This is a genomic window from Sphingopyxis alaskensis RB2256, from assembly GCF_000013985.1.
GTDB lineage: Bacteria > Pseudomonadota > Alphaproteobacteria > Sphingomonadales > Sphingomonadaceae > Sphingopyxis > Sphingopyxis alaskensis.
In genome coordinates, this window is record NC_008048.1 from 2,253,552 (window position 1) to 2,269,156 (window position 15,605).

The 15,605-nt window shown below is 64.5% G+C and carries 12 protein-coding genes; 4 read left to right on the plus strand and 8 right to left on the minus strand.

Annotated elements, in window-relative coordinates:
* Positions 1 to 139: 139 nt before the first annotated feature.
* A complete protein-coding gene (katG, locus tag SALA_RS10925; protein ID WP_011542431.1) occupies positions 140 to 2,335 on the minus strand; it encodes a catalase/peroxidase HPI in 2,196 nt (731 codons plus the stop codon).
* Between the two features lie 326 nt (positions 2,336 to 2,661).
* Here katG and SALA_RS10930 point away from each other — a divergent pair, with 326 nt between their 5' ends.
* From SALA_RS10930 to ptsP, 3 genes are all read left to right on the plus strand, one after another.
* Positions 2,662 to 3,666: an NAD(P)H-dependent flavin oxidoreductase gene (locus tag SALA_RS10930; protein ID WP_011542432.1), complete on the plus strand. Its 1,005-nt coding sequence runs from the start codon at positions 2,662 to 2,664 to the stop codon at positions 3,664 to 3,666.
* Positions 3,667 to 3,698: 32 nt separating this feature from the next.
* Complete coding sequence (locus SALA_RS10935) at positions 3,699 to 4,442, plus strand: hypothetical protein (protein ID WP_011542433.1); 744 nt, start codon at positions 3,699 to 3,701, stop codon at positions 4,440 to 4,442.
* 85 nt (positions 4,443 to 4,527) lie between these two features.
* On the plus strand, positions 4,528 to 6,825 hold the full coding sequence (gene ptsP, locus SALA_RS10940) for a phosphoenolpyruvate--protein phosphotransferase (RefSeq protein WP_011542434.1): 2,298 nt from the start codon (positions 4,528 to 4,530) through the stop codon (positions 6,823 to 6,825).
* Between the two features lie 35 nt (positions 6,826 to 6,860).
* Here the strand turns inward: ptsP and SALA_RS17145 are convergent, their stop codons facing one another.
* From SALA_RS17145 to SALA_RS10960, 4 genes are all read right to left on the minus strand, one after another.
* Positions 6,861 to 7,760, minus strand: coding sequence for a phosphatase PAP2 family protein (locus tag SALA_RS17145; protein ID WP_237700863.1), 900 nt, complete (start codon positions 7,758 to 7,760; stop codon positions 6,861 to 6,863).
* A gap of 193 nt (positions 7,761 to 7,953) precedes the next feature.
* Positions 7,954 to 9,513 carry a sulfatase-like hydrolase/transferase gene (locus SALA_RS10950; protein WP_011542436.1) on the minus strand — a complete coding sequence of 520 codons (1,560 nt, stop codon included), beginning with the start codon at positions 9,511 to 9,513 and terminating at the stop codon, positions 7,954 to 7,956.
* A gap of 3 nt (positions 9,514 to 9,516) precedes the next feature.
* A complete protein-coding gene (locus SALA_RS10955) occupies positions 9,517 to 10,902 on the minus strand; it encodes a class I SAM-dependent methyltransferase (RefSeq protein WP_011542437.1) in 1,386 nt (461 codons plus the stop codon).
* 5 nt (positions 10,903 to 10,907) lie between these two features.
* A complete protein-coding gene (locus SALA_RS10960; protein ID WP_011542438.1) occupies positions 10,908 to 11,117 on the minus strand; it encodes a hypothetical protein in 210 nt (69 codons plus the stop codon).
* A gap of 176 nt (positions 11,118 to 11,293) precedes the next feature.
* Here SALA_RS10960 and SALA_RS10965 point away from each other — a divergent pair, with 176 nt between their 5' ends.
* Positions 11,294 to 11,710 (plus strand): GFA family protein, encoded by a 417-nt coding sequence (locus SALA_RS10965; protein WP_011542439.1) that lies wholly within the window; start codon positions 11,294 to 11,296, stop codon positions 11,708 to 11,710.
* Here the strand turns inward: SALA_RS10965 and SALA_RS10970 are convergent.
* The 3 genes from SALA_RS10970 to SALA_RS10980 are packed head-to-tail and all read right to left on the minus strand — an operon-like array spanning position 11,692 to position 15,588.
* Positions 11,692 to 13,071, minus strand: coding sequence for a serine hydrolase domain-containing protein (locus tag SALA_RS10970; RefSeq protein ID WP_011542440.1), 1,380 nt, complete (start codon positions 13,069 to 13,071; stop codon positions 11,692 to 11,694). The genes SALA_RS10965 and SALA_RS10970 overlap by 19 nt on opposite strands.
* Before the next feature lie 32 nt (positions 13,072 to 13,103).
* Positions 13,104 to 14,423 (minus strand): replication-associated recombination protein A, encoded by a 1,320-nt coding sequence (locus SALA_RS10975; RefSeq protein ID WP_011542441.1) that lies wholly within the window; start codon positions 14,421 to 14,423, stop codon positions 13,104 to 13,106.
* Positions 14,424 to 14,430: 7 nt separating this feature from the next.
* Positions 14,431 to 15,588: a glycosyltransferase family 4 protein gene (locus SALA_RS10980; RefSeq protein WP_011542442.1), complete on the minus strand. Its 1,158-nt coding sequence runs from the start codon at positions 15,586 to 15,588 to the stop codon at positions 14,431 to 14,433.
* Positions 15,589 to 15,605 lie beyond the last annotated feature (17 nt).

Below are 15,605 nucleotides of genomic sequence, written 5' to 3' on the forward strand. Positions count from 1 at the left end.
CGCGATCGTCGGTCAGGTGCGCGGCGCCCAAAAAGAAGACCCACCCCCGGGCCCATGTCCCCGGGGGCGGGTCGCGACCCGTCGTCCTGTGGCCGCCTCCGACCCCCCCCCCGACAGGCGGCGGGGCCGGGCGCGGCGATCAGGCGAGGTCGAAACGGTCGGCGTTCATCACCTTGGTCCACGCCTTCACGAAGTCGCGCACGAACTTCTCTTCATGGCCGTTCTCGGCATAGACTTCGGCCACCGCGCGCAGTTCCGAATTGGAACCGAAGATCAGATCGGCCCGAGTCGCGCGCCAGGTCTCGCCGCCGGTCGTGCGGTCGGTGGCGACATATTCCTGGTCGTTCGATCCCTCGACCGCCTTCCACACATTGGTCATGTCGAGCAGGTTGACGAAGAAATCGTTGGTGAGCTGACCCGACCGCCTGGTGAAGTGGCCGTGGCCGCGCTCGCCATGATTGGCGCCGAGCACCCGCAGCCCGCCGATCAGCACGGTCATTTCGGGCACCGACAGGCCGAGCAGCGACGCCTTGTCGAGCATCATTTCCTCCACCTTCACCGCGAGCTTCTTCTTGCCCACATAGTTGCGGAAGGCGTCGGCCTCGGGCTCCATCACCTCAAAGCTTTCGACGTCGGTCTGCTCCTGCGTCGCATCGCCGCGGCCGCCCGTAAACGGCACGGCGACGTTGAAGCCCGCATCCCTGATCGCCTTTTCAAGCCCGACCACGCCGCCGAGCACGATCGCATCGGCCATCGACAGGCTGCCGCGCAGGCCATCGAGCGTGTCCAGCACCCTGGCGAGCATCGCGGGTTCGTTGACCTCCCAGTCCTTTTGCGGCGCGAGGCGCACGCGCGCGCCATTGGCGCCGCCGCGGAAATCGGACTTGCGGAACGTGCTGGCCGACGCCCAGGCGGTCTTGATGAGCTGGCTGACGGTCAGACCGCTCGCGGCGATCTTGTCCTTCACCGCCTGAACTTCGGCGTCCGAGGGCTTGGTGCCCGCGGGGATCGGATCCTGCCAGATCAGATCCTCGTCAGGGACTTCGGGGCCGAGATAACGGACCTTCGGCCCCATGTCGCGGTGCGTGAGCTTGAACCAGGCGCGCGCGAAGGCGTCCTTGAAGGCTTCATGGTCGTTGCGGAACCGCTCGCTGATCGCGCGATAGGCGGGATCGCGCTTCAGCGCCATGTCGGCGGTGGTCATCATCGTCGGGACCTTGATGCCGGGATCCCACGCCGCCGGGGCCATATCCTCCTCTTTCTGGTTGATCGGCTGCCACTGCCAGGCACCGGCGGGCGACTTCACAAGTTCATAGTCATAGTCGAACAGCAGGCGGAAATAATTCTCGGTCCACTCGCGCGGGGTGTTGGTCCACGCGCCCTCGATGCCGCTGGTGACGGCATGTTCGCCGATGCCGCCGCTCTCGTGGCTGCTGACCCAGCCGAAACCCTGCGCGGCAAGGTCGCTGCCCGCGGGCGCGGGGCCGAGCAGCGAAGGGTCGCCATTGCCGTGCGCCTTGCCAAAAGTATGGCCGCCAGCGGTGAGCGCAACGGTTTCCTCGTCGTTCATCGCCATGCGCTTGAAGGTTTCCTTCATGTCGCGCGCCATCCCCTCATCGTCGTGGGGGTTGCCCTGCGGCCCCTCGGGATTGACGTAGATCAGGCCCATCTGGATCGCGGCGAGCGGACCTTCGATCGTCTCCATCCCCTTCGCCGGGTCGATGCGCGTCTGCACGCCCTGATTGACCCATTTGTCTTCGCTGCCCCAATAGATGTCGCGCTCGGGTTCATAGACATCGACGCGCCCGCCGCCAAAGCCGAACACCGGACCGCCCATGCTTTCGATCGCGACATTGCCAGCCAGGATGAACAGGTCGGCCCAGCTGATCTTGTTGCCATATTTCTGCTTGATCGGCCAAAGCAGGCGGCGCGCCTTGTCGAGATTGCCGTTGTCGGGCCAGCTGTCGAGCGGCGCGAAACGCTGTTGCCCGCTGTTGGCGCCGCCGCGGCCGTCGGCGGTGCGATAGGTGCCCGCGGCGTGCCACGCCATTCGGATGAAAAAGGGCCCGTAATGGCCATAATCGGCGGGCCACCAGGGCTGGCTGTCGGTCATCAGCGCCTTGAGATCGTCCTTCAGCGCATAATAGTCGAGCGACTTGAACGCCTTGGCATAATCGAAATCCTCACCCATCGGGTTCGACGGCCCGTTCGGAGTCAGTATCTCGGTCGCCAGCATGTCGGGCCACCAGTCCTTGTTGGTGCGGCCGAGCAGCGAGCGAACGCCGCCGGGCTGGTGGACGGGGCAGCCGCTTCCGATGGGGGTCTGGTCGTTCATACAGTCTCTCCTCTCAAGGCTTTATGATAATGGTCGGACGCGACGACGCGCGCATGACGCAGGCAACCAGATGGCTGCCGGGGCAGGAAAGTGCGGATAGGCGTCGAGTCGATGGCGTCATCCTTTCGATCTGGGAGTGAGGATAGGCCCCGTCGGTCAATCGACCTAACCGAATAAGCTGAATTCAGTCATCGAATGAAGCGATCACCCCGATCGCAATCATCCCGCGCGCCGCGCGCCGAACCGACTCTCCCGCGCGACGAGCCGCAAGGCGGATCACCGCTATCCATTGCGCCGGAACCTTCGGGCTGGCAAAGGCGGCGTCAATGAGCAAAATACATGAACTGATGGCCCGCGGGACCGATCTCCTCGGCAGCGATTACGCCATCCTCTGCGGCGCGATGAGCTGGGTTTCCGAACGCCATCTGGTGAGCGCGATCAGCAATGCGGGCGGCTTCGGCGTGATTGCGTGCGGCGCGATGACGCCGGACCTGCTCGACGCCGAAATCGCCGCGACCAGGGCGCTGGCGACGCGCAATTTCGGCGTCAACCTGATCACCATGCACCCGCAATTGTTCGAACTGATCGACGTGTGCGCCAAGCATGACGTCGGCCATGTCGTGCTCGCGGGCGGTCTGCCGCCGAAGGGCAGCCTCGAGGCGATCAAGGCGTCGGGCGCAAAGGTCATCTGCTTTGCCCCGACGCTCGCGCTCGCCAAAAAGCTCGTCCGCTCGGGCGTCGATGCGCTGGTGATCGAGGGCATGGAGGCCGGCGGTCACATCGGCCCGGTATCGACGAGCGTGCTGGCGCAGGAAATCCTGCCTTCACTCGCCGACGCGCTTCCGGTCTTCGTCGCCGGCGGCATCGGGCGCGGCGAGGCGATCGCCGCCTATCTGGAAATGGGCGCATCGGGGGTCCAGCTTGGCACGCGCTTTGTCTGCGCGACCGAAAGCATCGCGCATCCCAATTTCAAAAAGGCTTTCTTGCGCGCCTCGGCGCGCGACGCGGTGGCGAGCGTCCAGATCGACCCGCGCCTGCCGGTCATTCCGGTCCGCGCGCTCAAGAACGCCGGGACCGAAGCCTTTACCGCCAAACAGCGCGAAGTCGCGAACAAGCTCGACAAGGGCGAGGTCGACATGGCCGCCGCGCAGCTGGAGATCGAGCATTATTGGGCGGGCGCGCTGCGCCGCGCCGTCATCGACGGCGACGTCGAAAACGGGTCGTTAATGGCGGGGCAATCTGTCGGTATGGTATCCGAAGAAGAGAGTGCGGCGGAAATCGTCGCATCGCTGGTGCAACAGGCCGAAGCGGCCTTGCACGCCCGGGGTTGATGCCGCACGATCGGGCGGTTGGGGAGTGGATCATGAATTTGTCGCGTAAGATCATCGTAGCCGGCCTGCTGGCGAGCGTCGCCGCCTGTGCGCCGAAGCCCCCGCCGCCCCCGCCACCGCCGCCGCCTGCCCCGCCGGTCGTGGTCATTCCGCCGCGCCCGCTGCCGCCCGGCAATGCGTCGCTGACGCAGATCCTGCCCGGTCGCGGGATGGACGGCAAATTCGTCACCGCGAACAGCGGCGTCACGGGCGAACGCGCCTTCTGGCAGCTCAAGATCGGACTCAATGTCGCGGCGATCGGTTGTCGCGGGCTGGAGGAATCGACGCTGGTTGCCGCCTACAACGACATCATCAAGAAGCATGGCAAGACGATCCGCGACACCGAAAGAAGCGTGATCCGCAATCTTGGCAAGGAAACGAGGAGCAATGGCGTCGCTGCACGCGATCGCCTGTCGACGCAACTGTTCAACTATTTTGCCCAGCCCCCCGCACAGCGCAGCTTCTGCGCGCGCGCCAACGAAATCGCACAGCTCGTCGCGACCACGCCCAGCGCGCAGCTTGTCGAACAGGCGCCGGTGCATCTGGGGCGGCTCGACGAGCCCTTCACCGACTTTTACGAGGCCTATGCCAAATATCAGGCGGACGTGGCGGCGTGGGACGCCCGATATGCACCGCGCCCCGCGACGATGAACACGCCCGCCCCGGCCGCCGCGGCGACGCCCGCTGGCCCCGAAGACACGGCCGCGACGCCCATCGTCCCACCGTCCGGCAGGTAGCGCGAGGTCCAGCGGGCCAGGAATCTATGGGGCGACCGTGCGCGACCTATTGGCGCGCGCCGCAACCTTCTGATAGCAGGGAGCGATGACCAACGCCCCGCCCCCGCCCTCGACGGCCGCCCAGTCGGCGCGCACCATATTGACCCGGCTGCACGAGGTCATGGCGTCGCGTGCCAATGCGCAGGGCAAGCTCAATCAGGTCGTCGGGATCATCGGCGAATGCCTCGACAGCGAAGTCTGCTCGATCTACCTGCTGCGCGACGGCGCGCTCGAACTTTATGCGACGCGCGGCCTCAAGCAGGAGGCGGTGCATGTCACACGCCTTGCGCCCGGCGAAGGGCTTGTGGGCACCATTGCCGAACATATCGAAACGCTCAATCTCGACGAAGCCGCAGCGCACCCCGACTTTTCCTATCGCCCCGAAACGGGCGAGGAATTGTTCCACAGCTTTGCCGGGGTGCCGATCATCCGTCGCGAGCGCGCCGTTGGCGTCCTTTGCGTCCAGCACGCGGAACCGCGCCGTTATGAAGAGATCGAGATCGAGACGCTGCAAACGGTCGCGATGGTGCTGTCCGAACTGATCGCCAACGCCGACCTTGTCGATACCGCCGCACGCACCGACGCCGCGGCCGCCGACCAGTCGGCGCAGCGGCTGAACGGACAGAAGCTGGTCGACGGCATGGGCGCCGGGGTCGCGGTATTCCATCAGCCGCGCATCACCATCGAACATACGGTCGCCGACGATGTCGAGGCCGAACGCCACCGCGTCTACGCCGCCTTCGACAAGATGCGCGAACAGATCGACCGCATGGCAAGCCAGGCCGAATTCGGCGTCGGCGGCGAGCATGAAGAGGTGCTCGAAACCTACAAGATGTTCGCCTATGACGAAGGCTGGTCGCGGCGGATCAACGAAGCGATCGACAGCGGCCTGACCGCAGAGGCGGCGATCGAGCGCGTCCAGCAACGCACGCGGATGCGGATGCGCCAGATCGACGATCCGCTGCTCCGCGACCGGATGCACGACCTCGAAGATCTGTCGAACCGGCTGATCCGCATCGTGTCCGGACAGATGGGCACCGCAGCGCAAATGGGGCTCCGGCAGGATTCGATCCTGATCGCACGCAACCTCGGTCCGGCCGAACTGCTCGAATATGATCGCCGCCGCCTGAAAGGCGTCGTGCTCGAAGAAGGCTCGCTGACCGCCCATGTCATCATCGTTGCGCGCGCGATGGGCGTCCCGGTCATCGGCCGCGTCCGCGACGTGCGCACCTCGATCCGCGAGGGCGACCTGCTGCTGCTCGATGCCAGCGCGGGCACTGTGCATGTCCGCCCGACGCCCGCGGTGCAGGAGGCTTTCAACGCCAAGCTCGCCATCTCGCAAAAGCGCCGCGCCGATCTTGCGGCGCTGCGCGACCTTCCTGCGGTCACCAGGGATGGGGTTCCGATCGAGTTGATGATCAACGCCGGCCTGCGCGAGGATGTCGCTGCGCTCGACCTCACCGGCGCGCGCGGGATCGGGCTGTTCCGCACCGAGTTCCAGTTCCTCGTCTCGGCGACGCTGCCCGCGCGCGAACGGCAGCAGCGGCTGTATCGCGACGTGCTCGATGCCGCGGGCGACCGCCCGGTCATCTTCCGCACCGTCGACATCGGCGGCGACAAGGCGCTGCCCTATATGAATGTTGGCGAAGGCGCGCAGGAGGAAAACCCGGCGATGGGCTGGCGCGCGCTCCGTCTCGCGCTCGACCGCGAAGGTCTTTTGAAGGTGCAGGCGCGCGCGCTGATGGAAGCCGCGGCCGGGCGTACGCTCAACGTCATGTTCCCGATGGTGTCGGAACCATGGGAATATGAGGCGGCGCGCGCCTTGTTCGTCGGCCAGCGTGCCTGGCTCGCCAGCCACAACAAGAAGCTGCCGGTGGCGATCCGCTATGGCGCGATGCTCGAGGTGCCCGGGCTGGTCGAAACGCTCGACCTGATGCTGCCGCACCTCGACTTCCTGTCGATCGGCACCAACGACCTCACCCAGTTCCTCTTCGCCGCCGACCGGGCGCACCCGCGGCTCGCCGAACGCTACGACTGGCTGTCGCCGACGGTGATGCGCTATCTGGCGCGCGTGGTGAAGATCGTGTCGGGATCGAAGGTCGCGCTCGGCGTGTGCGGCGAAATGGGGGGACGCCCCCTGGAAGCCATGGCGCTGCTCGGTCTCGGCATCGAACGCCTGTCGATCACCCCCGCGGGCGTCGGCCCGGTCAAGGCGATGATCCGCTCGCTCGACCTCGGCGCGCTGCGCGCCGACATGCCCGCGATGCTGGCGCAGCCGGCGCCGGACCCGCGCGGGCAGTATGAGCAATGGGCGCTCGCCCATCAGGTCGACCTGGGCACGTAAATGCGCCACAGTCGGCCATAGTTGGGCTATTCCAGTCAGGTCGTCGCTGGCACGGTCGTGATCGCCGGGACCGCCTGCCCGTCGTTCGCGGTGCGAACGAAACGCTCTGCCAGCCAGACGCATCCCCAGGCGAGTGCGATTCCGACCGGAATGTCGATGGCATAATGCCAACGACTGGCAATCGACGTGACGAGGATGAAGAACAGGAGGATCGAATAGAGCGGCAACAGGATCCGGCCGTGTTTCCACGCAAAGAGCCAGAAAAGAAATGCTCCCGCCGCGTGCAGCGACGGCATCGCCGCCAGTCCGACGGTAAAGTGGGTGCTGCCGTGTTGCGCGATCCACGCCGACCCTTGCGACACCGACTGACGATAGAATTCGAGCATGCTGAGCTGACCCGGCGTAATCGTGGGATCGATCCCCGCTTCATAGATGAACGGGCCTATCGCCGGTGCAACCAGATAGGACAGCGCACCAAGCGATTGCATGAGCAGAACCGCCACGACCAGCGTCCTGAAATGTGTCGGCGTCCTGATCGCGTGATAAAGGAAACTGGTATAAAACAGGCCAATGAACGACAGCATGTAGAAGTTGGATTCAAAGCGGATGAATCCGAACAGATTCTCGCGCATATGGATGCACGCGTCGATCAACGGACGGACCATCTGGTCCGTCTTCCAGTAGAAATCATCGTACATCACTGGATTGATGTGCGGTATCCAAAGCTTGATGTTGAAGTGCGCAATCAGGACCATGACATAGCAGGGCAGAGCGACCAAAAAGCTGGTTGAAACCTCGCGCTTGCCTGCCGCAAATGTTGCAAGACCGAGTAGCGCCACGCCGATCAGCGGATAGATATAGTGCACCCCGACAAAGGCGGCACGATTACCCGACGGCAGGACGATGGGGAGGTCCAATGCGATCAAAAAAGCCACATCACCGCGAGCGCGGCGCCGGTGACGAGAATTTCGGGCGGAATGGCACGTAGGCTGGATCGCATGAATCACCCATAAGCAGAAAGCCGGTTCCGCGACGGAACCGCCGTTCCCGATCCGTCCGCTTCGCCGACGTGCCACAACAAGGTTAATGAAGGGATAAATCCGCCCACCCCAACCGGGGCGCGGGGTGCTATCTGGCCAGAAGCCTATCGCCGACCTCTTCAAATTCGTACAATGCGCGATCCCCTTTGAACATATAATAGCGGGACGCGGGCAGCGGCCGCGACGATCCGAAATGATCGCGCAGGACGGCCGGGTAAATCTGGACCGGCGATTCGGGCATTGTCGCAGGCGCTTTCCCGGAAGGATCGCGAACGGCAAGCAGTATCCCCATTTTCTCGCTCAACTGGCTGCCGGACAATTTGGTCCAGGGCACGGGGACCGGATCGGTTCCAAGGCCGTGTTCGTTGCCGACATAGGGGGTCGGCCAAGGCCCTTCGTCGCTGTGGATGACGATGACCGCCGGCCGCGATCCCGCCAGAATCCGGTCGACGAGCTTCAAGACTTCGCGGTTGGTGAAACGGACCTGGTCGACATAATTTTCCGATCGCGTCCGCCGGCGCGCGGTTTCCAGATCGCGACAACTTCCGTCGGCATTCAGCACGAACGGCGGATGCGGAACCAAAAAATGGGCGAAGACATGTTTTGGCGATCCGTCGCGGGCGATCTCGCCCAACCGGCGAAATTTCTCGTTTGCGCGGTAACATTGATCGCCGCGACCATCGAAATAAGGCAGGCCCAGATCGCCGAGCCAGAACCCGACCGCCGACTGGTCGATAGCGAGACGGGCAAGTTGGGGCACCGCCCGGATCGTGACGGACTCCTGCGCCGCGGAACTGAAGCGTGTGGGTTCCCACCAGCTTCCCGCAAAAATGGTCTTGTAGCCGAACGCATTGAACTGGCGGATAGCCGACCCGTTGCGCGCGGCCCGATAGATGGGAACCCAGTCGCCCTGATCGCCGCCGGACATCTTGCGCGCCATCGGATCAAGGAGCGTGCCGTTCATCGTCGATGCAATCGAATGGCTGGTCCGCTGATAATTTGCATAAGCCCGATCGGGAACGACAAATCCGCGCTGTCGAAGCGCATCGATGAACGGCTGGTTATCGAACCCGTAATGCGCCTTGAACGTGTCGTTCGCGGCATAGCGATCGAAAAGAATGTGCCAGACGTCGGGACCGTCAGGCATCGCTTTGCCGTCGAGTTCGCTTAAGCTTCGCTGCGCCGGTGCGCGCGCGGATTCAAGCCGAAACTGCTGCACGGCCAGCGGCACGGCATTGACGACAACCAACAGGGCGGCAAGAAGGTTAAGGCGACCGGCAACGTCCCTGAGCCTGGTCCCGTCCGACGGGAACGTCCGGTAAAGCGCGACAAGCGCGGCAATCGCCGCGAGGTGCAGGGCGGCGGCCATCGGAAACGGCAGCGGCAGCAGCGCCAGCAACCTTGGAACATAGAAAAAATAGACTGCCGTTATGCCGCAAGCCATACCGGCACGTGCCCAGTCGCCGCAAATCGCCCGGAAAAATGCAGTGACGATTGCGGCGATGACAATAGCGCCGACCATCGTGGGCCAGACGCTTTCAAACCCCAAACGGAGCTGGTTGCCGCTCCAGAAAGTCATGATCGCGATCAGTGTGATACATATCCCGGCGACCGGGTATCGGCCGACGCTGGCGGTCAAAGCGCCCATCGCCTAACCGCGCCGGTCGTAAGTAACGATCAGGCGCCCGCCATCGCCGATGCGATCCTGGCGGACAATCCGTCCGCGCGCTTGTACCTGCCGGAGAAAGGCCTCTTCGGTATAGTCCGGAAAAATGTCGGGGCGGTGCCGCAACAGTTGCACCACCATGGGGTCGGACTTCGACGGAAATTCGATGACACCGACCGATGCCAGCCCCATCAACCAGTCGACAGCCATATCAAGCGGAATATTTTTTGCGATCGCCAGATGATGGATTACGGCCAGCGCCAGCATCATGTCGGCGTCGGACCGGTCCTGCATGCTTTTCCGTTCGGCCGCCGCCCAGCCTTGAGCCGGGCTGGGGTTGGTGGCGTCGAGCCACAAGGGCAGAACGGGCGCACCCGATCGATCGAAGCGAGCAAAGGCACGTTCAAGCGCGCCAAAGTCGAAGTCGAATCCCACGACAGATCGCGCTCCTGCGTTGATCGACGTCTGACTGAAATCCCCGCTGTTGCAACCGATGTCGAACAGCATGCCCGGCGCAGCCTTGCCGACCGCGTCCGCGACGAATTGATGCTTCGCGCTGCGGCGGGCTTCGTCATAGCTGTTGTTGGATGCGTAATCGTCCCAGACGGTCTTCTCCGCTGGCAGCGCAAGACTGGCGATATAGTCGCGAAGGCTTGCCAGCATCGCGATCAACCGCCGCTCGGGCAGATGTGCGACATGACGGGCCTTCGTTTCCAGCCCTTCGGCGACGCGGCGACGCGCGAAGGCGGCGGGGCCGACAATATGCGCCATCACGGTGAATGAAAGTCGGTCCCGAAACCCCAGGAGCTTTGCGAGCTGTTCAGGTTCGATGCCTTCCAGCGACCCGCGATACCAGGCGTTGGGGGCGATACCCTTTTTCGCCCACAGGTAGAGCGGATTGAGGAACTGCATCCCGAATTGCCGCTGTCCGGCCCATGCCGTTCCCTCCTCATAGGGAATGATCGAGAGATGGTCGATGAAGACCGGCCTGGTGCCGCGAAACTGGATATTATAGGCCGTGGCATCGGACAACGTGAAGCCGCGTCCGAGCAACGCAATATGGAAATCCAGATGGTGGAGCGCCGCAGCTTTCAGCGCCGCAAAGCACCACTCATAGGGGTAGGATACGAAGTCCAGAACGGGATGTTCGAGCCAGTGGACCGCACCGGGTGCCAATTCGGCGAGGTCGTCATCGATCACCATATTTGCCGGAAGCAGCCAGCCATCGCCGATCATCTCATCAAGAACACCACTGTCCTTGGCGGCGCCGAATTGCGATGCCCCCGCCGGGAAGATTGCGCGCAGGACACGACCCTCGTGGCGAAGCACGCGGCCCGAAGGGTCGCGGAATGATCCGGGGTCGAATTGCATGGAGGTCAGTCCTGCTGGCGCTTGAAGATGCTTTTCAGCTTTGACCAGTAGATTTTGCCGAACAGCAAGACGCTGGCGATCGCGCCCGTTACTGCCTGCAGGGCCATGCTGACCGTCGCACCGTCGAGATAGGCATAGGCCGGCGTGGTTGTCGCAAGGCTGAATCCGGCAAATGCGAAAGCAGCGAACAGCATGTCAGTCAGAGATTTTTTCAACGCGGCCCCCTCAGTTGATGCCCCGCATTAGTGACCAGGCAAAGTGAATTTCTGGTTAATAAGCGGATTCCTGCGCTCGCTGCCAGCAATTGCCGCATGGCTTCTGAAAAAGGATTCAAATTGCCCACCGGCTGATGTTTATGATATGTTCTTTCTTCAATCCTGAGGAGAGAACGATGAACGAGACGTCCCCCCGCGCCAGCGGCCAATGCCATTGCGGCGCAATCCGGTATTCGATGAGCACGGCGGTGCAGCATCATGCCCTGTGTCATTGCAGCGATTGTCGTCGCCACGCGGGTGCGCCGATGGTCGGGTGGGGGCTGGTCGGCATCGACGAGATCGAGATCAGCGGGACGCCGGAAATCTATGCTTCGTCCGAACATGGCCGCCGCCATTTCTGCGGGAATTGCGGCACCGGCCTCTTTTATACCAACGATCAGATTTTCCCCGGTCAGATCGATGTGCAGACCGCGACGCTCGACGATCCCGACCTGATCCCGGTGCAGGCGCAGATCCAGACAGCCGAGCGCATCGGCTGGATGGAAAGGCTGGTCGACCTGCCCGCGTTCGAGCGTTACCCGCCCTTTGAATAGCGCCGGTCGCCATCGTCCGCGGCGACCACCGCCGCAACCAGCTTCGCAATGTCCAGCCGGTTCGCGCTGTCGTCATACCCCTGGCGGACGATCACCAGCGCGCGCGACGGAATGATGACGACATATTGGCCGCGGTTGCCAAAGGCGCCGAAGGCGTCGGCGGGTACGCCGGGAGACCCGCCGAACAGCCAGAAGCCGGCGCCATAGCCGAAGGCGCCATCGGGTTGCGGCCCGCCCGGCGTGGTGACGAAGCGGCGCCAGTCGGCGGGAAGCAGGCGCTCCCCCTGCCACATGCCATCATTCTGGTAGAGCAGCCCGAACCGCGCGAGGTCCCGCGCGGTCGTCCACACCTGACTGGACAGGATGAAATCGCCGTCCTTGTCGCGTTCGGCAAAGGTGCGCGTCATGCCGATCCGGTCGAAGAAAGCGGCGGGATCGAGCGGCGCGCCCGTCTTTTCGAGCGCCGCCTTCAGCGACTGCACCGCGAGCAGCGTATCGTTGTTGGCATAGCGATAGCGCATGCCCGGCGGGTGGAGCAGCGGCCACTGCACCGTCCACTGGCGCACCGACGCGCCGCCCATATAGACGGCGTCGGTGCGATTGCCCGCGCTGTCGCTGGTGAGGCCGCTCGCCATGCGCATGAGCTGTTCGGTCGTGATGGCGCTGCGCGGGTCGCCGGGCGCCTGCCATTCGGCGATCATCGCCGGCTGCGTCACATCGAACCGCCCCTGCTGAACGGCGTGACCGATCAACGTCGCCGCCATCGATTTCGCGACCGAAAAGGTGCGCTGCGCCGTATGGCGATTGTGTCCGCCCCAATAGCGCTCCAGAGCGATGCGCCCGGTCTTGACGATCAACAAAGAACTGGTGCGTCCGCCGAAGTCGGCGATGTCCATCGCCACCGGCTCAAAGCCCGTCACTCCCCTGCGCACCGGCCAGCGCGCGTCCGCGTCACCGATCGGCCAGGCGCGCGCATCCAGATCGGCGCGCTGTCCGTCGGGCGACAGGCCGACGGGCGCCTCGGCGCCTGTCGGCAGCGTGACGCAACCGTTGCGCCGCGTCCATTGAGCGATGCGCGGCGGCATGTCATCGCGATAGCGGACGCTGACCCGCCGTGTCTTCAAGTCCACATCGGCCTTCAGCACACGAACCTCGGCTTCGACTTCGGGGTAGATGCCGGTCAGCTCGTCGCGCTCGATCGCCTCGATCGGCTTTCCGGCACCGTTCCACAGCGAGGAGCAGGTGAACGCCGCACGATATCCCGCCGCCCAGGCGCGGGTCAGGTCGGCATCGGCGCCGACCGCCATCGTCGGCATCGCCGCGATCGCCGACACGGCGCCCAGTGCAAACAACCACCGCATCGAACGAGCACTCCTATGCGCCTGATTCATCATCACCGCCCTGACCGTCGTTGCGCGTCCCACCAGGCCATGCGCTCGGCAATCCGTTTTTCAAAGCCGCGATCGACCGGGCGGTAATAGTCGCCCGGCGCCATGCCGTCAGGCCAATAATTGTCGCCCGAAAAACCGTCGGGAGCGTCATGGTCATAGCTGTAGCCCGCGCCATAGCCCAGATCCTTCATCAGCTTCGTCGGGGCGTTGAGGATGTTCGCGGGCGGCGCGAGGCTGCCGGTCTCGCGTGCCGCGCTCCACGCCGCCTTCTGCGCGGCATAGGCGGCGTTCGATTTGGGCGCGGTGGCGAGATAGAGGCACGCCTGCACGATCGCGAGCTCGCCTTCGGGCGAACCGAGGAACTGATAGGCGTCCTTTGCGGCGAGGCACTGCACCAGCGCCTGCGGGTCGGCGAGGCCGATGTCCTCGCTCGCAAGGCGGGTGAGGCGGCGGAGCACATAAAGCGGTTCCTCGCCCGCAACGAGCATCCGCGCAAGCCAGTAGAGCGCCGCCTGCGGGTCGGAGCCGCGCACCGCCTTATGCAGCGCCGAAATGAGATTATAGTGGCCGTCGCGATCCCGGTCGTAGACGGGCATCCGGCGGTGGAGAAATTGCGCAAGTTCGGCCGGATCGAGCGGCGCATCGAGCGTCACCGAAAACAGCGTTTCGACCTGATTGAGCAGGAACCGCCCGTCGCCGTCGGCGCTGGCGACGAGCGCGGCGCGCGCTTCGGTCGTCACCGGCAGCGCGCGGCCGGTTTCGGCTTCGGCGCGGTCGATCAGCGTTTCGAGCGCAGCATCGCCAAGCCGGTTCAGCACCAGCACCTGCGCGCGGCTGAGCAGCGCGGCGTTCAGGGCAAAGCTGGGGTTCTCCGTCGTCGCGCCGACGAGCACGACGGTGCCGCGCTCGACATAGGGCAGGAAGCCGTCCTGTTGCGCGCGGTTGAAGCGATGGATCTCGTCGACGAAGAGCAGGGTCCGTTTGCCCGTCGCAGCCATTTTTTCGGCATCGGCAAAGGCCTGGCGCAAATCGGCGACGCCCGAAAAAACTGCCGACAGCGCGGCGAAACGCATCTTCACCGCCTCGGCCAGAAGGCGCGCGATGGTCGTCTTGCCCGTGCCCGGCGGCCCCCACAGGATGATCGACGACAATTGGCCCGCAGCGACCATGCGCCCGATCGCGCCGTCGGTGCCCGTCAGATGCTCCTGTCCGACGACCTCAGCCAGCGAGCGCGGCCGCAGCCGCTCAGCGAGCGGCGCGGCGCCGGTCGCCGCGTCCTGCCGCGCGGTCGGTGTTTCCTCACCGAAGAGATCGCCCGCCATCGGGCGCTCAGCCCCCGTGCCGCTGTTTCTGGCGGATCAGGCGCAAATAGGTGTCGGCAACCGCCTGATTGATCGCATCCCACTGATAGGCGCCGCTTTCGCGCACCGCCGCGGCGCCATGGTCGGCGCGCAGCGCGGTATCGTTGCAATAACGCTCGAGATGGTCGGCAAAGCCCGAGATCGATCCCGGTGCGACGAGATAGCCCGTCTGGCCATGCTTGACGATACTCGCGCTGCCCGTCGCGCGCGCCGCCACCACCGGCAGCCCGCACGCCATGGCCTCGAGCGTGACATTGCCAAAGGTTTCGGTGACCGACGGGTTGAAGAAGATGTCGCACGACGCAAGCGCATGAGCGAGATCGGCGCCGCCCTGAAAGCCCACGAAATGCGCGTTGGGCAGGCGCGATTCGAACCAGTCGCCCGCCGGCCCCTCGCCGATCACCACCACCTGATGCGGCACGCCGCGGCGCGTCAGCACGTCGATGGCATCGGCAAAGACGTCGAGCCCCTTTTCCATCACCAGCCGCCCGAGGAAGGCGATAGTGGGCGTGTCGTCGGCGATGCCGAGCGACCGGCGCCAGGCCATGTCGCGGCGGCCGGGGTGAAAAATCCCCTGTTCGACGCCGCGCGTCCAGATGCCGATGTCATAATTCATCCGCTGGTCGCGGAGCACCTGCGCAAAGCTTTCGGACGGCGCGATCAGCGCGTCGCAGCGGCGATAGAGTTTGCGCAGCCAGGCGACCACGAGCGGTTCGAGGAACGACAGATTATAATAGCGGAAATAGGTTTCGAAGCGCGTATGGACCGAACAGGCCACCGGAATCCGGCGCCGCCGCGCCCACGCCGCCGCCTGTCGCGCCACGCGATCGGGGCTGGAGATATGGACGATGTTGGGCGCAAAGGTGGCGATGTCCTGGCGCACCCTCGATGAAAAGCTCAAGGGTATGCGATATTCGCTGCGCCCGGGGATCGCCATCGACGGCACGCTGACGAGGTCGCCGGTGGGTTCGAAGTCGGGGTGGGCGACGGTCGGCGAATAGACGCGCACCGCCGCGCCCTGCGCCAGCAGATATCCGACGAGGCGATTGAGCGCCTTGTTCGCGCCGTCGGTCGTCATGTTGTAATTGCCGCTGAACAGGGCGATGCGAAGGTCCGAAACGTCCATCCCGCCTCGCCTAATCC

Bases quoted from the DNA above. Each gene is read 5' to 3' on its own strand.
- katG (WP_011542431.1), bottom strand. From the start codon at position 2,335: ATGAACGACCAGACCCCCATCGGAAGCGGCTGCCCCGTCCACCAGCCC.
- SALA_RS10930 (WP_011542432.1), top strand. From the start codon at position 2,662: ATGAGCAAAATACATGAACTGATGGCCCGCGGGACCGATCTCCTCGGC.
- SALA_RS10935 (WP_011542433.1), top strand. From the start codon at position 3,699: ATGAATTTGTCGCGTAAGATCATCGTAGCCGGCCTGCTGGCGAGCGTC.
- ptsP (WP_011542434.1), top strand. From the start codon at position 4,528: ATGACCAACGCCCCGCCCCCGCCCTCGACGGCCGCCCAGTCGGCGCGC.
- SALA_RS10950 (WP_011542436.1), bottom strand. From the start codon at position 9,513: ATGGGCGCTTTGACCGCCAGCGTCGGCCGATACCCGGTCGCCGGGATA.
- SALA_RS10955 (WP_011542437.1), bottom strand. From the start codon at position 10,902: ATGCAATTCGACCCCGGATCATTCCGCGACCCTTCGGGCCGCGTGCTT.
- SALA_RS10965 (WP_011542439.1), top strand. From the start codon at position 11,294: ATGAACGAGACGTCCCCCCGCGCCAGCGGCCAATGCCATTGCGGCGCA.
- SALA_RS10970 (WP_011542440.1), bottom strand. From the start codon at position 13,071: ATGCGGTGGTTGTTTGCACTGGGCGCCGTGTCGGCGATCGCGGCGATG.
- SALA_RS10975 (WP_011542441.1), bottom strand. From the start codon at position 14,423: ATGGCGGGCGATCTCTTCGGTGAGGAAACACCGACCGCGCGGCAGGAC.
- SALA_RS10980 (WP_011542442.1), bottom strand. From the start codon at position 15,588: ATGGACGTTTCGGACCTTCGCATCGCCCTGTTCAGCGGCAATTACAAC.